Source organism: Pukyongia salina (assembly GCF_002966125.1).
Taxonomy (GTDB): Bacteria; Bacteroidota; Bacteroidia; order Flavobacteriales; family Flavobacteriaceae; genus Pukyongia; species Pukyongia salina.
On the sequence record NZ_CP027062.1, the window covers coordinates 247850 to 270989 of the forward strand.

14 protein-coding genes are annotated in these 23140 nt (G+C 42.3%); 10 read left to right on the plus strand and 4 right to left on the minus strand.

Features of this window, described 5'->3' with window-relative positions; all coding sequences use genetic code 11:
* The first annotated feature begins 16 nt into the window (after positions 1-16).
* Positions 17-1453 (plus strand): sodium:solute symporter, encoded by a 1437-nt coding sequence (locus C5O00_RS01220; protein WP_105214202.1) that lies wholly within the window; start codon positions 17-19, stop codon positions 1451-1453.
* Here the strand turns inward: C5O00_RS01220 and C5O00_RS01225 are convergent.
* Positions 1433-1792, minus strand: a complete 360-nt coding sequence (locus tag C5O00_RS01225; RefSeq protein WP_105214204.1) for a CoA-binding protein — start codon at positions 1790-1792, stop codon at positions 1433-1435. The two genes, C5O00_RS01220 and C5O00_RS01225, sit on opposite strands and share 21 nt — an antisense overlap.
* A gap of 350 nt (positions 1793-2142) precedes the next feature.
* Between C5O00_RS01225 and C5O00_RS01230 the strand changes: the two genes are divergently transcribed.
* Complete coding sequence (locus tag C5O00_RS01230; RefSeq protein WP_105214206.1) at positions 2143-4584, plus strand: TonB-dependent receptor; 2442 nt, start codon at positions 2143-2145, stop codon at positions 4582-4584.
* 211 nt (positions 4585-4795) lie between these two features.
* Here C5O00_RS01230 and C5O00_RS01235 read toward each other — a convergent pair whose 3' ends face one another.
* Entirely contained in the window at positions 4796-5803 is a 1008-nt protein-coding gene (locus C5O00_RS01235) for a 3-oxoacyl-ACP synthase III family protein (RefSeq protein WP_105214208.1), read from the minus strand.
* Positions 5804-5951: 148 nt separating this feature from the next.
* Here C5O00_RS01235 and C5O00_RS01240 point away from each other — a divergent pair, with 148 nt between their 5' ends.
* The 5 genes from C5O00_RS01240 (at position 5952) to C5O00_RS01260 (ending at position 12282) form a co-directional block, all read left to right on the plus strand.
* On the plus strand, positions 5952-8402 hold the full coding sequence (locus tag C5O00_RS01240; RefSeq protein ID WP_105214210.1) for an alpha/beta hydrolase family protein: 2451 nt from the start codon (positions 5952-5954) through the stop codon (positions 8400-8402).
* A 335-nt stretch (positions 8403-8737) separates the two neighbouring features.
* The gene (gene htpG, locus C5O00_RS01245) at positions 8738-10627 is read left to right on the plus strand and encodes a molecular chaperone HtpG (protein ID WP_105214212.1); all 1890 of its coding nucleotides are present in this window, start codon (positions 8738-8740) and stop codon (positions 10625-10627) included.
* 147 nt (positions 10628-10774) lie between these two features.
* Complete coding sequence (locus C5O00_RS01250; RefSeq protein ID WP_105214214.1) at positions 10775-11155, plus strand: hypothetical protein; 381 nt, start codon at positions 10775-10777, stop codon at positions 11153-11155.
* A gap of 18 nt (positions 11156-11173) precedes the next feature.
* Entirely contained in the window at positions 11174-11704 is a 531-nt protein-coding gene (locus C5O00_RS01255; RefSeq protein ID WP_174688594.1) for a phage tail protein, read from the plus strand.
* 47 nt (positions 11705-11751) lie between these two features.
* Positions 11752-12282, plus strand: coding sequence for a phage tail protein (locus C5O00_RS01260; RefSeq protein ID WP_174688595.1), 531 nt, complete (start codon positions 11752-11754; stop codon positions 12280-12282).
* A 54-nt stretch (positions 12283-12336) separates the two neighbouring features.
* On the opposite strand, the gene C5O00_RS01265 is transcribed toward C5O00_RS01260, so the two are convergent.
* Positions 12337-13365, minus strand: a complete 1029-nt coding sequence (locus C5O00_RS01265) for an SAM-dependent methyltransferase (protein WP_105214220.1) — start codon at positions 13363-13365, stop codon at positions 12337-12339.
* 185 nt (positions 13366-13550) lie between these two features.
* Here C5O00_RS01265 and C5O00_RS01270 point away from each other — a divergent pair, with 185 nt between their 5' ends.
* Both C5O00_RS01270 and C5O00_RS01275 read left to right on the plus strand, forming a co-directional pair.
* Positions 13551-14108: a twin-arginine translocation signal domain-containing protein gene (locus C5O00_RS01270; RefSeq protein WP_105214222.1), complete on the plus strand. Its 558-nt coding sequence runs from the start codon at positions 13551-13553 to the stop codon at positions 14106-14108.
* A gap of 19 nt (positions 14109-14127) precedes the next feature.
* The gene (locus C5O00_RS01275; RefSeq protein ID WP_105214224.1) at positions 14128-14670 is read left to right on the plus strand and encodes a phage tail protein; all 543 of its coding nucleotides are present in this window, start codon (positions 14128-14130) and stop codon (positions 14668-14670) included.
* Here the strand turns inward: C5O00_RS01275 and C5O00_RS01280 are convergent.
* Positions 14659-15687: an SAM-dependent methyltransferase gene (locus C5O00_RS01280; RefSeq protein ID WP_105214226.1), complete on the minus strand. Its 1029-nt coding sequence runs from the start codon at positions 15685-15687 to the stop codon at positions 14659-14661. The two genes, C5O00_RS01275 and C5O00_RS01280, sit on opposite strands and share 12 nt — an antisense overlap.
* A 146-nt stretch (positions 15688-15833) precedes the next feature.
* Here C5O00_RS01280 and C5O00_RS01285 point away from each other — a divergent pair, with 146 nt between their 5' ends.
* Positions 15834-23120 (plus strand): T9SS type A sorting domain-containing protein, encoded by a 7287-nt coding sequence (locus tag C5O00_RS01285; RefSeq protein WP_105214228.1) that lies wholly within the window; start codon positions 15834-15836, stop codon positions 23118-23120.
* The last annotated feature ends 20 nt before the right edge of the window (positions 23121-23140 follow it).

Genomic DNA, 23140 nt, shown 5'->3' on the forward strand with positions numbered 1-23140 from the left:
TCGAATACATTAATATATGCAACCACTACATATCATTTATCTAATTGCAGCCTATTTTGGGGTGCTTATACTGGTTTCTGTATTCACTAATAAGGGAGGAAGTAATGCCGATTTTTTTAAGGCAGGTAAAAGATCTCCCTGGTATCTGGTAGCCTTCGGAATGATTGGCGCTTCGCTGAGTGGGGTTACATTTATTTCGGTGCCCGGATGGGTGGAGGCTTCAAAATTTAGCTATTTCCAGGTGGTCCTTGGGTATACGATTGGTTATGCAGTGATAGGTACTGTGTTATTACCATTGTATTACAGGCTTAATCTCACCTCTATATATACCTACCTTGAAGGCCGTTTCGGTAACAATTCGTATAAAACAGGTGCTTCATTCTTTCTTTTGTCGAGAGTTGTGGGTGCCAGTTTCCGTTTATATTTAGTTGCTATTGTACTCCAGAATCTCGTATTCGATGCCCTTAATATACCATTCTGGGTTACGGTTACTATCACCATCTTACTCATTTGGCTTTACACCTTTAAAAGCGGGATCAAGACCATTGTATGGACCGATACATTACAAACATTGTTTATGCTAATTGCGGTGGGTGTTGCGATCTATTATGTAGCCACCGATCTAGGACTGGACGCCGGGTCTGTTTTCGGGTTTATCGCAGATAGTGATCTTTCCCAGATCTTCTTTTTCGAAGATTGGAAAAGTGGTGATCATTTTGTAAAACAATTTATCAGCGGGGCATTTATCGCTATTGTGATGACCGGCCTCGACCAGGATATGATGCAGAAAAACCTCACCTGTAGATCTCTGAAAGACGCTCAAAAGAATATGTTCTGGTTTACGATCGTGCTCACAATTGTGAATTTCATTTTCCTCGCTCTTGGTTTATTATTAACTGTATACGCTCAACAAAACGGAGTGGATGCCGTTCGTGACCAATTATTTCCAACCATAGCGATGAAATCGGGCTTAGGGATAGGAATTGCGGTGTTCTTTATGCTCGGTTTAATTGCCGCAGCATATTCCAGTGCGGATAGCGCGTTAACCTCCCTAACTACCTCTTTCAGTATCGATATTATGGAGATAGAGAAGAAATACGATGCAGTGAAGCAGGTGGTAATGCGCAAACGGATTCATGTTTTGGCTTCCCTGGTATTAATTGCAGTCATCATTATTTTTAAATACCTCATCGCAGACGCTACGGTTATTGCAAAATTGTTCACTTTTGCCGGCTATACCTATGGGCCCTTGCTGGGTCTTTATGCTTTTGGCTTATTTACTAAATGGGAGGTAAAGGATAAACTCGTGCCATGGATCGCCGTGGCTACCCCGTTTGCAGGATACTTAATTAGCTACCTGGCCACATTATGGATAAATTTCGATTTCGGTTTCTTTATCCTCATTTTAAACGGAGCTCTCACCTTTTTAGGACTAATATTGATTAGACGCTAAAAGCACCAGGCTGCAGGCCACATCCACCTTAATATTATTTTTTAAGAGTATATCGTAAAACTCCGGATTTTCAGTTCCGGGATTAAAAATCACCCGTTCCGGATTGAGAGAGACTACATAGTCGTAATATTCCGGTTGCCTTTTTGCGCCCAGGTAGAGACTTACCGTGTGCACATCTTTCAATGGTTCTTTTTCAGTAATAATATCAACATCGGCAATAGTCCCAGTTCTATTTCCTATCGCAACAACCGGATAACCTTTAGCCCTCAGTCTGTGAATTACAAGGTTCGAATAACGATCAAGGTTTGTACTGGCACCTATTACAACTGTCTTTTTCATGCAGTATTTTTTTTATGGACCCCAAAAGTATTAAAACTAAGTTAAAAAAGAGAAGTGCTGTAACAAAGTGTCTTTGGATACGTCTATAGAATAGAAATATTTCTGCTTTACTGTGAAAATTTTTACGTTGATGGTTAGTGTTAATAATAGCAGTAAAGTTACAAGCCCCGGGTTCTAGTCCTGGGGCTTGTTCTTTTAACAGAAAAAGTAGAATTTTTCTGTAACACAATTTCTCCCCAGACGTCTTATGTGAAACATTCCGATTAATCAACGGAAGGCTCTTTATTTCATTTCGATTTTACAAGAGCAGATAAGACAACACCAATAAAAACATTCAAATCAATCAAATGATGAAACAGTTATTTTTAGTAGTAACATTACTTTTTGGATTATTTTCTTACGCAAACAATAATCCCGATTCAGAAATTAAAGGAAAGATAACCGGAACGGTTATAGACAAAAACCTTCAACAACCTATCCCCTACGTTACCATAGCGGTAAAGACTTTATCCGGTGAGATCATTACAGGAGGAGTTACAGACGATGATGGAAATTTTGCCATCGAAGATATTCCTGAAGGAAAAAGTCTGGTAAATATCCAGTTTATAGGCTACAAAACCTATTCTACAGAAGTGGAAATTAGCCGTGGCAGCCGAAACGTCGACCTGGGTGATATTCTTCTCGAGGAGGATGTTGCCGCCCTTGATGAGGTAACGGTTGTGGCGGAAAGGTCTACTATTCAGCAGAAACTGGACAGGAAGGTTATTACTATTGGGAAGGACCTGCAAACTGCAGGACCTACAGCATCGGATATAATGAACAACCTGCCATCTGTGAGCGTAGACCAACAAACAGGGGCTATCGCCTTAAGAGGAAATCAGAACGTACGTGTAATGGTGGACGGTAAGCTTTCTAACGTACCAGTAGCCCAGTTGTTAAAACAGATTCCTTCAACTTCAATCAAGCAAATAGAATTAATCACCAATCCTTCGGCGAAATATAACCCGGAAGGTATGAGTGGTATCATTAATATAGTACTTCACAAGAACGTAAACGTTGGCTTCAACGGGAACGCCAGTGTAGGACTTACATACGAGGAACAAGCGAAGTTCAACAGTAGCCTTGATATGAACTACAGAAATGGGAAGATCAACCTGTTTGGAAACTGGGGTCATAATTCTTCTAAAAATGAAAACTTTGGACATATTTTCCGTCCGGATGACAATTCGGAACAGCTATTCGAATTCCTGGATGACAGCAGATCTAACCTCGTAAAAGCGGGAATAGATTATTACCTGAACGACAATAACACCTTGTCCTTCTTCACCAACCAGAATTTCTTTGATGGAAGTACAGAAGGGATCACCAATATTCTGTATTACGACGACAACAGTTTTAATCAAACACAGCTCTTCCTGCAGATGAGTGATAATATCTCATCGCAGTATAATTTTAATTATAAGTTGGATTTCGACAAGGAAGGTCATAATATTGAACTGGAAGCCGATTTCAATACGTTTAATGGAGATGAGACTGGTAATTTCCAGTTCGGGGGTGCCGCTTTCCTTGATGATTATATGGACTTTGTCGATACAGACCGGGAGCGCCTCACGGTGAATCTGGATTATGTAAATCCATTAAATGAAACTACCAAATTAGAAATTGGCGCAGAAGCTCGAATATTCGAAACACAGCTGCAGTACAATTCCACCGGACAATCGTTTAATTCGGTTGGTGAGCTAATTCCTACTCCAGACACAGATTTCGACTATAACAGGGATATCTATTCGGCCTATGTGACCTACGGGAAAAACTTCGAAAAATGGTCTGTACAACTTGGAGCCCGTGTTGAAACCGTTGAAGTTAGAGCCGATACAAATACCGTTCGAGCCTTCACCAATGACTATTTACAGCTATATCCGTCGGCATTCGTAACCTATACACCATCAGAGTCCAATCAATTTCAGGTGAGTTACAGCCGTAGAGTGGATAGACCCGGATTGGATCAGGTAAATCCTATTCGTGAGTGGAGTACACCACTAATCTCTTCCTTCGGAAACACATCACTGGAACCTCAATTCACCAATTCTGTTGAAGCCAATTATACCAAGAACCTGAAAAAAGGAAGTATAACGGCAGGGGTATTCTTTCGTGCGATCGAAGATGAAATTAACAGGGCAGTTTACGTAGACAGGACAGACCTAAGCAAGGTGATCCTTACTTTCGATAACTTCGATAATACTTCGGCCTATGGAGTGGAATTATCCTCCAACTATCGTCCTACTAACTGGTGGAACTTTAATTTCAGTTTCGATCTGTATAATCAAACTCAGAAAGGAATCACCGAATCTTTAAATAACCCTGGAAATAACCCAACAATTGATGATATTATACAGGAAAGCGTAGAAGTGGATAACACAGCGTGGAATCTACGTATGTTCAACAACTTCAAAGCGACGGAAAATCTCACATTCTCTGCGTTCGGATTTTACCGCGGACGAAATAAAGGACTGCAATTTGAGGTAGAACCAATGTATTTTGTAAATATAGGAGCCCGATATAATCTATGGGACGGTCAGGGTACCTTTAGTATAAATTATAACGATATCTTCGATACTATGAGATTTGCCTTCGATGGACAGCGACCTTACGCACAGGTTGGTGAGTTCAACTGGGAGAGCAATACGGTTTTTGTAGGTTTATCGTACCGATTTGGAGGTGGGAAATACAGAGCTAAATCCCGTAAGCGACGTGATAACGATGTAAAATCGGGAGGCGGAGGTATCTTTTAATCGGCTAACTGCCACAAAATGTTATAATTGCGTTAAAATGGCAATAGCAATGCAACATTTGGTATAGTTTTTTAGTCTACTAGTATATACCTGCTTGAACATTAGTTTTATAATTTATTTGAATTAGCCATTCATCGAAATAAAATTATCAGGTACTAAAAAGCCATCCGATATTATTGGATGGCTTTTTTATTTTTTCTGAAGCGTTTGGTTACCAACGCATGATCACACTTCCCCATGTAAATCCACTTCCGAAGGCAGCTAAAACAACCAGGTCTCCGTCTTTGATCTTTCCTAGTTCCCAGGCTTCTGTTAACGCGATCGGAATAGAAGCTGCAGTAGTATTTCCGTATTTCTGTATATTATTGAACACCTGATCATCGCTCAACTTTAATTTTTTCTGAATGAATTGCGAGATCCTTAAATTCGCCTGATGTGGAATAAGCATATCTATATCCTCCAGGCCAAGCCCATTAGCCTTTAGCCCTTCCATGATCACCTCGGTAAAGCGCACAATGGCGTGTTTAAATACAAACTGACCATTCATATAAGGATAATAAGGAATATCCTCCTGAGGATTCTTCTCTATGATTTCCGGCACCCAGTATCCCGTACTCGGACCCTGCAATGCCAATTCATCCTTGTGTTTTCCTTCGCTGTGAAGATGAGTTGAAAGTATACCTCCCTGTCCATCGGTATTTCTTGAAACAACCGCTGCGCCGGCCCCATCTCCAAAGATCACCGAGACACCCCGTCCTCTGGTACTAAAGTCTAAACCACCACTATGGTTCTCACTACCAATTACCAATACATGTTTGTACATTCCGGTTTTAACGTACTGATCTGCCACAGACAGAGCATACACAAAACCACTACATTGATTTCTAACGTCCAATGCAGGGATAGTATCCATCCCCATTAACTCCTGTACCTGAACCCCGCCACCCGGAAAATACATATCCGGACTCAGCGTAGCAAAAACGATCATCTCAATATCACTCGGACTTAGATTAGCTCTCTCCAATGCAATTGTGGCAGCCTTCACTCCCATTCCCGAAGTGGTATTACCATCACCTTTCTTTATATGCCGTCGCTCTTTTATGCCCGTTCGTTCCTGTATCCAGGCATCATTGGTATCCATCAATCTGGACAGATCATCATTAGTAACCACATTTTCGGGTACATAATGACCCAGGCCTGATATTTTCGATGTGTACATTAAAAGCTAATTTATTTAGGAACCGAAAGATAGGTATTCAGGTAATGCAACTAAAATTATTTATTACAATATAGTATGCACGCATAGTAACGGCATAGGTAGTACCACGCAATTTCCGTATCTTTTTGCAAACTTTGAAACTATCACGATGAGAAATTATTTTTACTTCCTCTGCGCATTTTTAATTTTTGCCGGAACTACAGGCGCTCAAGAAAAATTAAACTATCAAAAACCACCAAAAGAAATCCTGGATCTTGTTGAAGCCCCGCTGGCTCCTATCGTAATGATCGATTCTCAGGGAGAAAATGTGGTCTTGTTGTACCGGGATGCCTTCAAATCCATAGCCGAACTTTCGGAACCTGAATTGCGATTGGCCGGACTTCGAATCAACCCGAAAACTAATATTGGCAGCCGTACCAATTATTATAATAATATAAAGGTAAAGAAAGCGAGTGCCAAAGAAGCAACCCAGGTTAGTGGTCTTCCTGAAAACCCAAGGCTTTCCAATTTCAGCAGGTCCCCGAATGAAAAAATGGTGGCTTGCCTTAATACTACTTCTGAAGGTGCCGAAGTGTGGGTAGTCGATATCGAAAAAGCTGTCGCTAAAAAACTAACTCCCGCTACGGTAAATGCCAATATGCGGGACGCGATAAATTGGTTTAAAGACAATAATGCCTTGTTGGTGAAAATGCTCCCGGCTAATAGAAAGCAGCTTATCAATACTGCCGAAGCTGTTCCCGAAGGGCCAACTATCTCGACCAGTGACGGGCAAAAAGCTCAAAACCGTACCTACCAGGATCTACTGAAGAATCCGAACGATGAGGCCAATTTTGAGCAATTGGCGCTTTCAGAAATAAAAAAAGTAAGTATTGGAGGTATGATCTCAGATTTTCTTCCCTCTGCCATGTTCAGAAATATAGAATTCTCCCCTGATGGCAATTTCATCCTGATATCCCAAATAGAAAGACCTTTCTCATACATCGTACCTTATTATAGATTCCCGTATAAGGAAATTATCTACGACAAAAATGGCAAACAACTAACTGTATTTAATGAAGTTCCGCTCAATGAAGTTCAGCCAAAAGGGTTTATGGCAACCCGTAAGGGAAAGCGGAACACATCCTGGAGAGCCGATAAGCCGGCAACTCTTTTTTGGGTTGAAGCCCAGGATGAGGGAGATCCCGAAAATATAGTGGAATATCGAGATGCGGTCTATACAGTGGACGCTCCATTTACTTCACCGGGAGCGTTATTGTTAAAAACAAAGCAACGTTATTCTGGAATTAGCTGGGGGAACGATCAAACCGCTATTGCCTACGATTACTGGTGGGATACAAGAAATACTAAAACCTATCTTTTTAATCCATCCAACCCTGCGCAACCGTCAAGGATCATTGCAGACAGGAATTATCAGGATCGATATAGTGATCCGGGTAATTTTGTTACTACCCAAAACCAATTTGGAAGGGATGTTTTGGAAATTCAAAAAGGCAAGCTTTTCTTAATGGGTGATGGCTATACCGAAAATGGCCAGTTTCCTTTTATAGATGCGTTCGATCTTAAGACCGAGGAAAAATCCAGAATATATCAGTCGAAATATACCGATAAGCTGGAAGACCTCAATTCGGCTATAGACATGAAAGAGGGAAAGATCCTGGTAAGGATCGAATCCAAAAATGAATATCCTAATTATTATTTCAGAAATATCTATAAGAAAGAATCGCTTACTCCAGTCACCTCCTTTGAGAACCCTTTTAAGAGCCTGGCGAATATACACAAGGAAGTTATAAATTATAAAAGAGACGATGGTCTGGATCTGGAAGGCACCCTGTATCTACCGGTTGGATATGATAAAACAAAAAAGGAAAAAATGCCTATGATCTTATGGGCGTATCCCAGGGAATTTAAAGATAAAAGCAGTGCCTCTCAAAATACTACCAACCCCAATGAATTTATCTACCCGTACTGGGGGAGTCCTATTTATTGGGTAACCCAGGGCTATGTAGTTTTAGACGACGCTGCCTTCCCCATCGTGGGTGAAGGAGATGAAGAACCTAATGATACATTCCGTACTCAACTGGTAGCAAATGCGAAGGCTGCCATCGACGCCGTGGATGAACTTGGTTATATAGACCGTACTCGAGTTGCCGTAGGCGGACACAGTTATGGAGCGTTTATGGTGGCTAATTTACTTAGTCACTCAAATCTGTTCGCTGCCGGAATTGCAAGAAGTGGCGCTTATAACCGAACGTTAACACCCTTCGGATTTCAAAGTGAACAACGAAGTTATTGGGATTCTCCCGAAACCTACTACACTATGTCGCCATTTATGCACGCAGATAAAATGAAAACTCCTTTATTATTGATTCATGGAGAGGCCGACAATAATTCGGGAACGTATCCACTACAAAGTGAGCGGTATTTTAATGCGTTGAAAGGACTTGGAGCACCGGCCCGACTTGTAATGCTTCCGAAGGAAAGTCACGGTTACCGTGCCAAAGAAAGTATACTTCATTTACTGTGGGAGCAGGATGTTTGGCTGGACGAACATGTGAAGAACAAAAAAACCATAGTTACACCCAATTCACTAAAAAGATAGAAGAAGGGCGCTTCCCCAAGCGCCCTTTAAAACAACCTAACCAATAAAATAAAAGATAAATAGTTACTTTTTCATAGCAATTGACTATCCCACCTTTTAATGATGTAAATATAATCGCTTTGTTTAATATATTTTCTTAAATATTAAACAAAATATGTTAAGCTTTACTTAAAGATCTATAATTAAATACGCAGACAATCTTCGCAGATCATGAAAAGTACCCTCTCCGTGCCCTGCTATAAATGACATCATGTCATACAGATTAGTATGGTATTCTATTTGAATAGGGAGCAGGGACAAACGATACTAATTTAAAAAGGAAAAACCATACAACTATGAGTTCAGGTACCATTAATGTTTCAGTTGAGAATATATTCCCGCTGATAAAGAAGTTTTTGTACAGTGACCACGAAATATTCCTGCGCGAACTAATCTCTAACGCAACAGACGCTACATTAAAGCTAAAACACCTCACCAATATTGGCGAGGCAAAGGTGGAGTACGGTAACCCCATGATCGAGGTAAAGATAGATAAGGACAAAAAGCAACTGCATATTATCGATCAGGGAATAGGAATGACAGCCGAGGAGGTAGAAAAATATATCAACGAGATCGCATTTTCTGGGGCAGAAGAATTCCTGGAAAAATACAAAGACAAGAATGCAGATGATGCCGGCATCATTGGTCATTTTGGCCTTGGTTTCTATTCGGCATTTATGGTGGCAAATAAAGTTGAGATCATCACCAAGAGTTATAAGGATGAACCGGCAGCTCACTGGACATGCGACGGATCCCCTAAGTATACACTCGAAGAAGCCGATAAGACCGAAAGAGGGACAGAGATCATTCTGCATATTTCTGAAGACGATACGGAGTTTCTCGAGGAATCACGTATACGCGAACTATTGGTGAAGTACAACAAATTCATGCCTGTACCCATCAAATTTGGTACGCGTACCGAAACACTTCCAAAACCTGAAGATGCAAAAGAAGATGATCCCGCTCCAACTAAGGAAGTGGATAATATCATAAATAACCCAAATCCGGCGTGGACAAAACAACCGGCCGATCTCAAGGATGAGGATTACAAGAAATTCTACAGGGAATTGTACCCTATGCAGTTTGAAGAACCTCTATTCAATATTCATTTAAACGTTGATTACCCTTTCAATCTAACGGGTATACTTTACTTCCCAAAGCTCACAAACGATCTGAATATTCAGAAAGACAGAATTCAGTTATATCAGAACCAGGTTTTCGTGACCGATAATGTTGAAGGTATCGTACCCGAATTCCTCACCATGTTACGAGGTGTCATCGATAGCCCGGATATTCCGCTCAATGTATCAAGAAGTTACTTGCAGGCTGATGGTGCTGTGAAAAAAATATCGAGCTATATCACCAGGAAAGTTGCCGATAAACTAAAGAGTCTTTTTAATGATAACCGAGAAGATTTTGAGGGCAAATGGGATGATATTAAGATCGTTATCGAATATGGTATGCTTACCGAGGACAAGTTTTTTGACAAAGCCCAGGAGTTTGCCCTTTATCCAACAGTAGACGGAGATTATTATACCTTCGAAGAATTGAAGGATGCTATAAAAGATGCACAAACCGATAAGGACGATAAACTGGTGATCTTGTATGCATCAGATAAGGAGCAGCAGCACAGCTATATTGAGGCAGCGAAGAATAAAGGATACAAGGTTTTATTGCTGAATTCGCCTATCGTTTCTCACCTGCTTCAGAAAATGGAAAGCAAAAACGAAAACACCTCTTTCGTACGAGTAGATAGTGATGCGATCGATACGCTAATAAAAAAAGAGGATGAACCGATCTCGAAACTTTCAGAAGAAGAAAAGGAACAACTCAAGGGAATGCTTACCGAAATTATTCCTTCGGAAAAATTCTCAGTTCAGCTTGAAGCAATGGACAGCGATGCGAGTCCGTTTATCATTACCGAACCCGAGTTTATGCGTAGAATGAAGGAGATGCAGCAAACCGGAGGCGGTGGAATGTTTGGGATGGGAGCCATGCCGGATATGTTCAACCTGGTGGTAAACACCAATCATGAGTTGGTTGGCCAGATCTTAAATACCAAAACTCAAAAGAAAAAAGAAAGGCTGGTAAATCAGGCTCTCGACCTGGCAAAACTGAGTAAGAATTTGCTTAAGGGAGAAGAAATGACTCGGTTTATCAGGCGTAGTTACGACATGATTAAATAATCAAGTCGTACATAAGAATATAGATCCCGCCTGCATTAGCAGGCGGTTTTTTTATGCCCGCTTTTAAAATTTACGTATAAATACGGATAGCATAACAAAATGACTTAGAGTACTTTGGTCTGAAATTAACCAATATAGTCATCAAATATGTATTCATTAAATGTTACCAATAACTACATCTGGCAAATAACTGCAGACGACGGTGCTGTGCAAATAAGTGAAAGAGGTGGTCATTACACTTTTGAAAAACTTGGGAACCTATTTCTGGATATCCCGGGAATGGGCCAAATGGTTTTTATAGATCTGGGTGAGGGAAAGATTCCCGGTTACCCAATCGTAAAAGAGACCTGGGGCGTACTCGTAAGGGGAGCTAATGCAGAGGCTTATTACCGTTACGAAGGAGGTGGAAACCTATCACTCACTTTCGATGCATTTGGCACTGCAACTCTTGCCACAACTAATGGAACTCTTATTTCAATTTCTCTGGACGAACTTATCGTTGAGGAAAGCGGTATTCCCGTAAACTAATAATTAAAACAAAAAATTATGGAACCTTTTATAGGACAAATTATAATGTTTGGTGGCACTTTCGCCCCAAGAGGATGGGCCTTATGTGATGGCAGCCTTCTCGCAATTGGTCAAAATGAGGCTTTATTTTCTATACTCGGAACTACGTATGGTGGTGATGGGAGAACGACCTTTGGTCTACCCGATCTAAGAGGACGTGTTTCTATGCACCCCGGCGCCGGACCCGGACTTAGTAACCGTAAATTAGGTGAAAAAGGAGGGACAGAAACCAATACGCTTACCTCTGCTCAAATGCCATCCGTACCTGTAAAGGTTAGCTCTGGTAATGCCACACAAACTGCTGCAACGGCAGGTGCTTCAATAGCTACCCCGGGAACAACAAGTGGTAGAACTTTCACCGCAACCGAAGGCTTTAATACCTCTACCCCAGACATCACCTTAAACAGTGCATCGGCCGGAGGTAATTCTGCTGCCGTGAACAACATACAACCTTACGAATGTGTTAATTACATCATTGCATTACAGGGTACTTATCCCAGCAGATCTTAATACTCATTAATAATCATAAATATAAACTAACTATTAAATTTTAAATTATGGATCCATTTTTAGGAGAGATCATCATGTTTGGCGGGAATTTCGCGCCCAGAGGATGGGCGTTATGCGACGGCCAGCTACTACCGATAAGCCAGTATTCGGCCTTATTCTCAATATTGGGCACTACCTACGGGGGTGACGGAAGAACCACATTTGCCCTACCCGATCTAAGAGGTAGAGTTACAATGCATCCTGGGCACGGGCCTGGTTTATCCAACCGCCGTTTGGGAGAAAAAGGTGGTTCGGAAACAAATACCTTGACTTCTGCTCAAATGCCATCTGTACCTGTAAAGGTTAGTTCGGGGAATGCTACTCAGACCGCGGCCACAGCCGGATCTTCAATTGCGACTCCTGGTACAACAAGCGGGAGAACATTTACGGCTACCGAAGGATTTAACACTTCTTCGCCAGACATTACACTTAATAACGGCACGGCAGGTGGTAATTCTGCGGCAGTTAATAACATTCAGCCATACGAATGTGTAAACTATATAATTGCTTTACAGGGATCATTCCCAAGCAGAAGTTAATTGAAAACAACCTTTAGAAATTACGAAAGGCCGGCAGTGAAAGCCGGTCTTTTTTTAATCGACCAGCCTGCATTGTAAACGAGGATGCTTACCACAAATATATTTGGTCCGTAAAATAGGTGCCAGTTCTATCATAGAATTTATCGCAAATAATTTAAATAACAACGTGAGTCCGCTTTCGTCAATTTGGAGAACTATATCATCATATATTCTAACTTCTGTTTGGATACTTAAATCATCGTAATCTGTATTCACATATTCCGGAATATTAGTTTCAACCGCAGGAAATGTGTAGGATGGGAAATTGTCAAAATAAGCCTGCTTGTTTTTTGAAAAAGTTTCCCGGTTTAAGGAAAAAAGATTTCCTAGTGTTTCAAAGTATGCGACAGAATCGTCTCCCGTTTCCTTATAAACCTGTCGCTTCTGCGAATTTACCGCCAGGAGGTTTAAATTTATTTCTTCAGGTATAAATTGAACTTCTTCGTCCATCTGGTCCATAAGATTGAAAGTAATGGCAACTTGATGCTCACTTTTTAAGGCATGCGTCATCGCTTCAATTACTACTATGTCTATCCCTTCGACTGTATCTAATTTCATGGTGGTAGCATCGCTGTTATAGCTCGCATCAATGTAAGATGAGGCGTCAAAATATTCAAAACACCTCAACATCGCCGTATAACTAACTTCATTTATCTCGAGCAATGTGAAGCCAACTTCCTCCGGCGAGTACATATTAATTAACGGTAAAACCAAGGTGGCAAAAGGGCCGGTACCGGCATAAAGAACGCGAACCTTTCTCCCCTTCTGCTTATGTTTCTGTTCCACGGCATTCCTAATACCCCTGCAGAATTTTACCGTTCTTAGATAATCATCAACACAGAGGGCTGCCATAAAAGGCCCAATCGCCTTTCCTGTATCGGTAAATATGGTCTCGTCTTTTTGCTCACCCAATTTGGTGATCCCGGAGGCCTCCTGAAATAAAGATTTGAGATCACGACACGCGGATAAGAGCTCTCCGTGTCCGGCATTCTCGCTGAAGATTATGCTTGTAATGTCTTTAAAAAGGGAGTGGCCTTTGGTCATTTTCACTGTTTACTGATATTTCGGGGCTCTAAGATATTAAATAACCTTGCTAAATAATATCTTCTTTTTAAAACTAATGCCTTGAAATTTGAAGGCCTCATTTTTCCTTTAGAAATATCATTTAACAATGAGTTTCAATTGCATTTCAAATTTTTAGCTATCTTTAAGCAACTAACCTCTTATTCATGAAATATCCGAATACCTCCCGAAGGTCATTCCTGGGTAAAACTGCGGTAGCAGTTGCCGGGGTGACGTTCTTCTCTACCCAGGAGACTCTCGCACACCTACTAAATAATTCATCACCTTTTATAGGTTATAATCCTTATTCAGAATTAAAATCAGATCTAAGAACTTTTTTAAGCCTTGAAAAAACATTGAAAGTTTCGGGGGTGGTGTATGATAGCGATGGGATTAATACAATTCCAAATGCTAAAATAGAAGTATGGCATCTCTCCCCGAACACAAATAAATATAAGCATCGGGGATATTTTTTTAGTGACGCTGAAGGCTATTATACTTTCAAAACGGATTATCCTAACAGAACTGAAGGGAAAAAACCCAGGATATACTTTAAAACCACCAAGGGAAACAAGACCAGCTTCACCGAATTGGTACTGGATAAAAATTGTGCCTATATCACCAGTGATCACTGGACCGAAAATAAGGTTCTAAAGGCTAAACTACAACCGAAGTTTAAGTCGTCCATTTCAGAAAACAAAATACAATTCAATTTTACTATATAACTAACCAAAAGATTAAATTATGGAACCATTTTTAGGACAATTAATGTGTGTGGGGTTTGGTTTTGCACCAACAGGCTGGGCCACTTGTGAAGGACAATTACTTCAAATTTCTTCAAATTCTGCACTCTTTTCTCTGTTAGGAACCACCTTTGGCGGGGACGGACGTACCACTTTCGGCTTACCAGATCTAAGAGGAAGAGTTCCCATTGGCCGCGGACAAGGTCCCGGACTTCCCAATTATACATGGGGAGCAGAAGGCGGCACCTATCAGAATATTCTCAATGTAAACCAATTACCCCCTCACGACCACCCGTTTTTGGTTAGTTCGGCAAATGCTACACAATCTGCTGCAACCGCTGGTTCTAGTATTGCAACGCCCGGTGTACAAAGTGGAAGAACATTTACTCCCGGTTACGGATTCAACAGTTCTACACCAAATACTGTACTTAACGCTGCGTCAATATCGAATACTGGATCTGCTTCAGCTGTAAACAACATGCAACCATATGTTGGTATGTACTGGATCATTGCTTTGGTAGGACTATTTCCTTCAAGGAGCTAAGAGGTCATCCTGCAACTCGATAACTTCCCAGTTTGGAATATCGCTCGTTGTATGGTGAAGACGATATTGAGTCGCCCCAATATTATAAAGCGACTTTACACAATACGAGTTACTAATAAGGGATTGGGCCTTTGTTAGTTTTAGATCCCCATAAATAATAACATCTGCATAAATGCAGATATCCGGAGTTTCTGTAAAATCTGCAGGAACTGCGATAGGTTCACTCAAATATTCAAATGAAGGCGAAATTTGTATATCTCTTGTGATCGAAAATAGTGATCGACGGTCTCGTGTATTTGTTACTGGCCCCAGATCAAGTACGTTCTTATAAATATCGAAATAAGGTTCTTTTGAATAGAAAGAATGCTCGGTGTATACATTGATAGACTCAGGAATAAAGATTCCCTTATCATTTAGTTGAGAGGCAAGATTTTGAGTAATACGAACCTGTGGCTCCTTGGTGAGTCCTTTATCCATCGTCTCACTTACAACAATATGTAGAGGAAGCTCCGGAGGATGCTGATAAATAATAGCATCACCCAAATATCCTGGTCTGAAATAATCCCCGGCACCCAGGGCGATGATCAATTCCTCCACAGAGTTGATCGAACTGGCATTTATATCAAGTAAAGTGATCGATAATTGTTCAGGAGTGAAAAGACAGAGTAATGGAAAAACAATGGGAGCTCCCGGGCCACAACCTGCATAAACAATCTGTAATTGTTCATCAGGAAATCGAATAAATGCATCCTGTATTGCGGCATTAAGTCCTTTTATGAAACGTACTGTCCTTAGGGGATCCCTAAGACAGTCCAGTGCGTGTTGGGAAGACAATGCGATCCCGCCGTCAACATGAGTGGGATTTGTGTTACTATACGATCCATCTAGCACGAAGTCTCGCAATAATTCCTGATACATTTGGGCTAGAGAGTTTGCAATTTCAACTTCTTCTGCTTCGGAATTGGTTTTAAGCAGTGATTCGGTTAAAGGTCTAAACAATGAAAATTTTGCCGTCATACAGGAAAATTAGAAAAACAAAAGGACTTCTAAAATACGTAAAATCACGTATTGGATTCGAGCCGCAGAAACAATACAATTGAATAATATCTATAAACTAACTGAAATTAAATTAATCTATTGAGTACCAAGCAAATAAAATCAACATGAAAAATCTTTACTTCTTACTGATCTCGCTTTTAATCGCTGCGATTCCGGCAACGTCTGTTGTAGCTCAAGGAACAGAAACTTTTGAAACTCCTCTCCCGGTTAATTCAACTAGCTGGACCAATGCCGGACTTACCTTTAGCTCAAGTTCTGCAAATTTTGATACCGATGAGTTTATAGGTGCGGGTGCAGGTGGTTCCGATCGCTATATTGATAATATCGATGCCCCTGCTACGGGAAGCATATATTCTATATCGATCACGGGTGGCGCAACGCTATTTACCATGCAGAGCATGGAAGTATACGTATCGTCTATCGCAACGGGAGATAACCCTACTGATGACGGATCTATGATCTTTAGAGGGTTTAATGGAGTCACGGAAGAGTTTTCCTACACAAAACCAATGGGTACCTTCCCTACAGACTTCACCAACAATGGATTCTTTCTTCTTGATTTCTCTGCTATACCGGGATTAGGTGATGTATCCGATACCAATATCGATCGAATTGAAATTGAATTAGCCGGCGCATTTCAGTATTTCGCCGTAGATAATTTTGCATTCGACAATGAGGTACTCGAAGCAGATCCACCAGAAGTGCAAAGTATAACAGTTGTGGGTACGCCAAACAGTACCGCAACGTCGGTAGATTTCCTGGTTACTTTTAATGAAAACGCAAACTTGGTTACCACCGATGATTTTTCGGTCGATGCAACCGGTGGGGTCACTGGTTCTATCACAGGTATTAGTGGATCGGGGACCATGTATACCCTCACCGTTTCCGGCATTTCCGGCGAAGGTACCATTAGTATAGATCTGAATGGAGGATCCGACATAGAAGATGACCTTGGTAATGCCGGCCCTCCGGCATTTACGGCCGGCGAAGTACATGTTGTTTCGCGTTGCTTCCAGGAAACTTTCGAGTCCTTTACAGCAGGTGATATTATGTGGTCCAGTAATGGGGTGACCTATTCATCGGGAACAGCCAATTTCAACGTGGAATTGTTCGCCAATGGCGGTGCCGGTGGTTCGGACCAATTCCTTTCCAATGATGCCGATCAAGGCACTATGAGAGTTTATACTATAGCCCCTACAGGCGCCGAGTTATTCACCGTTGAGGCTGCCGACTTCTATTTATCTTCCGAATTAAACGGTGCCAACCCAACCGATGATGGTACGCTAACTCTGGAAGGTAGACTAGGTGGAAGTACACTATATACCATTCAGAAGACAATGGGATTCCCCACAGACTTCTCTGTAAACAATGGATTCTATACAGTAGATTTTGCCACTGAAGGATCTGCAGATTACAGCCTAACCAATATAGACGAATTACGAATAACCATAGGTGGTTTATTCGAATACATTGCAATGGACAATTTTGAACATTGTGAAGAAATTACAGCAGCCGCTCCACCTATCGTACAGAGCATTAAACTGGTTGGAAACCCGCCGGCCAATTCGGCCTCTGTCGATTTTGAAGTAATCTTTAATGAAGATGCCGTAAATGTTAGTACAGACGACTTCTCGCTGGATCTCCAGGGAACTGCTGCCGGAACAATAAATAGCATAACAGGATCGGGAAATACTTATATGGTAGATATCAACGGTATATCCGGGGAAGGAAGCCTTCGCCTGGATCTAAATCCGGGTACCGATATCGAGGATCTTTCCGGGAACACCCCTCCTGATCCGTTTACCGATGGAGAACGATTTATAGTCTCTATTTGTGATGTAGAAACATTTGAAGGTCTACCAATCGGAACCTTTAGCTGGACTACCAACACGGTTCCATGGACAGCCGGTAGCACCGATTTCGGAGTTGATGAGTTTATAGGAGCCGGAGCCGGTGGATCGGACCGGTATTTAGATAACGTCACCAGTCCGGGGCTTTTGGATGTGAATTCCATCGCAATAACCGATACTCAAATGGTGAAAATGGGTAGCATGGAAATTTATGTTTCGTCAGATCCTGTTGGGGCAAATCCAACCGATGATGGAACTCTTACCGTTGTGGGAAAATTGGATGGAGTAACACAATATACTATTGTTAAATCAATGGGCTTTCCAACCATCTTTGGAAGTACACACGGATTTTACCTATGGGATTTTTCTACCGAAGGCGGTGTGGATAATTCCATGACCGATATAGACGAAATCGAGCTAACGCTGGGTGGTGCATTTGAATATCTCGCAGTAGATAACTTTAAGTTTTGTATGGATCCACCAGACGAAACCGAAGTGGCTCTTGCCGGTGGAACCCTAACTATCACCGATATCAATGGTGGTACATCAGACGATGTTTTCGATCTGTCGGTGGTAGGCCCAAACCTACGTATCACCAATACAGTAGATCGCTTCCTTGTAAGTGGTGCCGGAGTGGTAGAAGTAGATGATAATACCGTTGATGTACTTTTAGCTAATATCACTAATGGTATTGTTCTTAATGCAGCAGCCGGAAACGATTCTTATACGCAAAGCTCGGCTATCACACTCGGCGGGGTATCGAATGATTTTACAGTTCAGAATATCGAAAGTTTTACCCAGAGTGCAGCATTGGATGTGGGAGGATCTGTAACCTATGGAGTTTCAGGAGCCGTAACTTTAAATACAACTACAGCAGGTGGTGACCTTACCATTGCATCGGTTGGAAATATTACCGATTCTGGAAACACGATCACGGTTTCCGGTGCAGCTAGCCTCAATACAGGAGCCGCTGGAAATATAGATATGTCCGGTCCCTTTAATGTTAGTGGAATGATAGATGTCGATGCCTTGAACGTTACAATTTTTAATACTCCTTCCGTTCCATGGATCGTAAATAATATTTCCGCCTCAACCGGAAATATCAATATCACCAGTAACAGTAACGGACTCACACTTACAGGCTCGATAACAGCCAATGCAGGTGCCGGAAATGCTACCATACGCTCTGGCGGAGTAGGAGGAATTAACCAAACCGGAGGAGTTATAACTGCAAATAATCTAATAATCAATACGGGCGGGCAAACCGCCACGATCACCCAGCCAGGAAACGATGTAAACACCTTAAATGTGGGTACTGGTTCTGCAACATTCACAGATGTAGACGATGTTAGTATAACAGGAATAAACCCGTTGAATCAATTATCGGTTACTGCCACCGATATAGACTTCTCTAATACAGCGACAGTTACCTTAAGTGGTGCCGGTGCCAATGTTTTTAATGGAAATATCACAGCGAATCCGGGATCACAGTTAAATCAAAATTTAGGAGATGTAAGTTTTACCGGAACAACGATAAACCTCAATAATCTTCAGTATAATGGCGCTGGTGGAACAAATACCAGTTTCGACGCAACTACAACGACAGCAGGAAGTGCATTAACTTTCTTCAATTTAAATGTAAATAGTGGAGATTATCAAACCAACGCAGTTACAACCTTTGTGAACGGGACAGCTATGTTTGGATCTACTGCCAATTTAATTGGTACCGGAACAATTAGTGGAGACGTGGTTATAGCCAATGGAGGGGAGCTCGCTCCAGGTAACAGTCCTGGTTGTCTTTCCACCGGAAGTTTAACCTTATCATCAGGTTCTACTGCATCCTTCGAAGTAGCAGGTCCTACCCCGTGTACGCAACACGACCAGGTTCAGGTTACAGGAACTGTGACTATAAACGGGGCTACTTTTAACCCTTTGATAGGTTATGCTAATGCGCCCGCAGATGAAATTATATTAATTCTTAATGATGGCGTGGATGCTGTAACCGGAACCTTCGCAGGATTACCGGAAGGTACTGCAGTGAATTTCGGTGCATTTATGGGATTCATCTCCTATGTAGGAGGTGATGGAAACGACGTAATCCTCGCGGCAGACACTACTCCACCTACAGTAACCTGTCCTTCGGATATAACTCAAGGCACAGATCCGGGTATGTGTAGTGCGGTGGTAACTTTCACCGTAACAGCTACAGACGACAATCCTGGAGTAACCCTTGTGGTAACGCCTCCGTCGGGAAGTACTTTCCCAGTAGGAACTACCCTGGTAACAGCTACAGCCACTGATGCCTCTGGAAATATGGCAAGCTGTACTTTTAATGTTACGGTTAACGATACTGAAGACCCGGTGGTTACCTGTCCGGCCGATATAACACAAGCGAATGACCCGGGTATGTGCGGAGCGGTGGTCACTTTTATGGCTTCCGCCACCGATAACTGTCCCGGAGTAACTACTTCTAGTGTACCAGCATCAGGTAGTTTTTTCCCAGTAGGAACAACTACAGTTACAGTGACTGCAACAGATGCAGCAGGAAATACAGACACCTGTATGTTCGATGTAACAGTAAACGATACCGAAAATCCAACGATTAGCTGTCCGGCAGATATCGTGGTTGGCAACGATCCCGGAGTTTGTGGAGCCGTTATAACCTTTGCGGACGCGACTGCCATGGATAATTGTGCAGGAGTTACTGTGACACAAACTAGTGGTCTGGCTTCGGGCTCAACCTTCCCTGTTGGTACTACGGCTGTTACCTTTACAGCAACAGACGCGGCAGGAAACACAGCTATGTGCAGCTTTAATGTAACCGTTAACGACACTGAAGATCCTGTAATAACCTGCCCTACAGATATTATAGTAAGCAATGATCCGGGTGTATGTGAGGCTGTAGTAACTTATACAGCACCCGTGGGTACCGATAATTGCCCCGGGGCAACTACAATGCAAACTGCTGGTTTACCTAGCGGAAGCTCATTCCCGGTTGGAACAACAACAAATACATTTGTGGTAACAGATGCCAGTGGAAATACAGCAACTTGTAGTTTTGATGTTATCGTTAACGATACAGAAGACCCGGTAGTTACCTGTCCGGCCGATATAACACAAGCGAATGACCCCGGCATGTGTGGAGCGGTGGTCACTTTTATGGCTTCCGCCACAGATAACTGTCCCGGAGTAACTACTTCTAGTGTACCAGCATCAGGTAGTTTTTTCCCAGTGGGAACAACAACAGTTACAGTAACTGCAACAGATGCGGCAGGAAATACAGCTACCTGTAGTTTTGATGTAACCATCAATGATACGGAAGATCCTGTAATTAGCTGTCCGGCTAATATTAGTGTAAACAACGACCCAGGGCTTTGTTCGGCGGTGGTAACTTATACTACCCCCGTAGGAACCGATAACTGTGCCGGTGCAACTACAGCCCAAACAGCTGGTTTACCATCGGGATCTGCATTCCCTGTGGGAACAACAACCAATACTTTTGTGGTGACCGATGCTTCCGGAAATACAGCTACTTGTAGCTTCGACGTAACTGTAACCGATAACGAACCACCAGTGGCGGTTTGTATGGATATTACAGTACAATTGGATGCTAATGGTATGGCGAGTATAACTCCTTTCGATGTGGACGGAGGCAGTACAGATAACTGCGGAATTGCTTCACTTGCTGTGTCGCCAAGCACTTTCGATTGTTCGAATGTAGGCACAAATACTGTAACCCTTACCGTTACAGATACCAGTGGTAACTCCTCATCCTGCACCGCTACTGTTACGGTTGAAGATAATGTACCTCCAACCGCCATGTGTGTACCGGACTTTACCCTACCACTAGATGCGACAGGTAATGCTTCTATCACCCCGGCCGATATTGACAACGGGTCTACCGATGCCTGTGGTATCGCGAGCCTAAGCATATCGCCGAGTACATTCACATGTGCCGATGTTGGACCTAATACGGTAACTCTAACCGTTACCGATGTTAACGGAAATGTGTCTACTTGTACAACAGTAGTCACAGTAGAAGACGTAACTCCACCATCAATTGCATGTCCGGCAGATGTAACTACATCTAACGATCCAGGCATTTGTGGAGCCACCGTATTCTTTGCCGATGCAATTGCTACGGACGAATGTGGAGTAATGTCTGTTGTGCAAACCATGGGGCCACCAAGCGGAAGTGTATTCCCTGTTGGAACAACTACCATCGAATTTACTGCAACCGATGTGAACGGTAATACTAATACGTGTACGTTCGACATTACAGTTACCGACGACGAGCCGCCAGTGGCAGTTTGTATGGATATAACCATCTCACTTGATGCTTCAGGAAATGCTTCTATCACGCCAATGGATGTGGATGGTGGGTCTACCGATAATTGTGGTATTGCCTCAATGACGGTTACCCCAAGTACGTTCACTTGTGCCGATGTTGGACCTAATAACGTAGTTTTAGAAGTAACCGATACTAGCGGTAATGTTTCCAGCTGTACTGCTGTTGTTACCGTAGAAGATGTTACTCCCCCGGTAGCAGTATGCCAGGATATTACTGTTCAGCTGGACGTGAACGGAATGGCTACCATTACCGGAACCGATGTGGACGGAGGTTCTACCGATGCCTGCGGTGTGGCAAGTTTAAGCGTATCTCCAGATACCTTCGATTGCTCCAACGTAGGGGATAATGTGGTTACCCTTACTGTAACCGATGTTAATGGAAATACCTCTACCTGTACAGCGGTTGTGACCGTTGAAGACAATATAGCACCGGATCTGGTGTGTATGGATATTACGTTGGAATTGGATGAGAATGGTGAGGCTGTGATCACACCAGATGACGTTATCCTTAGTAATACCGATGCCTGTGGTATCGATACTACTGCGGTCGATATCTTCGAGTTTGACTGTGACGATGTAGGAACTCCTGTTACTGTGACGGTATTCTCCATAGATGTTAACGGAAATATCAGTTCGTGTATGGCGGTTGTAACCGTGGTAGATGCACTCCCACCGGTAGTAACCTGTCCGGCAGATCAAACTGTCGATCCCGGACCTGGAAACCTGTTCTACACAGTTCCTGATTATTTTGCAACCGGGGAAGCGACTGCTGTCGACAATTGTACCGATCCCTTGACTATAACATCACAGGATCCGGCAGCAGGTACCCAACTCACCGATGGTGTCTATACAGTAACCATTTGTGCTACCGATGATTCAGGAAATGAAGGATGCTGTACTTTCGAGCTTACCGTGGAAAGTATTCTGGGCGGTAACGATCCGGCAGATTTCAGAACCCTGGTACTCTATCCTAACCCGGCTACAGATGTGATATATCTTAGTAATCCTAAGCGAATGGAGCTTGAGCAAGTAGCAATCTACGATCTAACAGGTAGATTGGTGAAGACCATTGGCCTGGAAGGAATGGGAAGTGAAAAAGCCATTGATATCTCGGAGTTGGCATCGGCAACCTATATGTTCATTATAAATAGTGAATATGGGCAAATGACAAAATCGATCGTTAAGGAATAGTTTAATTTAAATTGATAGAA

What these genes read in the sequence shown, in the direction of transcription:
- C5O00_RS01250 (WP_105214214.1), top strand. Translation starts at nt 10,775, where the DNA reads ATGTATTCATTAAATGTTACCAATAACTACATCTGGCAAATAACTGCA.
- C5O00_RS01280 (WP_105214226.1), bottom strand. Translation starts at nt 15,687, where the DNA reads ATGACGGCAAAATTTTCATTGTTTAGACCTTTAACCGAATCACTGCTT.
- C5O00_RS01275 (WP_105214224.1), top strand. Translation starts at nt 14,128, where the DNA reads ATGGAACCATTTTTAGGACAATTAATGTGTGTGGGGTTTGGTTTTGCA.
- C5O00_RS01270 (WP_105214222.1), top strand. Translation starts at nt 13,551, where the DNA reads ATGAAATATCCGAATACCTCCCGAAGGTCATTCCTGGGTAAAACTGCG.
- C5O00_RS01220 (WP_105214202.1), top strand. Translation starts at nt 17, where the DNA reads ATGCAACCACTACATATCATTTATCTAATTGCAGCCTATTTTGGGGTG.
- C5O00_RS01255 (WP_174688594.1), top strand. Translation starts at nt 11,174, where the DNA reads ATGGAACCTTTTATAGGACAAATTATAATGTTTGGTGGCACTTTCGCC.
- C5O00_RS01285 (WP_105214228.1), top strand. Translation starts at nt 15,834, where the DNA reads ATGAAAAATCTTTACTTCTTACTGATCTCGCTTTTAATCGCTGCGATT.
- C5O00_RS01235 (WP_105214208.1), bottom strand. Translation starts at nt 5,803, where the DNA reads ATGTACACATCGAAAATATCAGGCCTGGGTCATTATGTACCCGAAAAT.
- C5O00_RS01260 (WP_174688595.1), top strand. Translation starts at nt 11,752, where the DNA reads ATGGATCCATTTTTAGGAGAGATCATCATGTTTGGCGGGAATTTCGCG.
- C5O00_RS01240 (WP_105214210.1), top strand. Translation starts at nt 5,952, where the DNA reads ATGAGAAATTATTTTTACTTCCTCTGCGCATTTTTAATTTTTGCCGGA.
- htpG (WP_105214212.1), top strand. Translation starts at nt 8,738, where the DNA reads ATGAGTTCAGGTACCATTAATGTTTCAGTTGAGAATATATTCCCGCTG.
- C5O00_RS01265 (WP_105214220.1), bottom strand. Translation starts at nt 13,365, where the DNA reads ATGACCAAAGGCCACTCCCTTTTTAAAGACATTACAAGCATAATCTTC.
- C5O00_RS01230 (WP_105214206.1), top strand. Translation starts at nt 2,143, where the DNA reads ATGAAACAGTTATTTTTAGTAGTAACATTACTTTTTGGATTATTTTCT.
- C5O00_RS01225 (WP_105214204.1), bottom strand. Translation starts at nt 1,792, where the DNA reads ATGAAAAAGACAGTTGTAATAGGTGCCAGTACAAACCTTGATCGTTAT.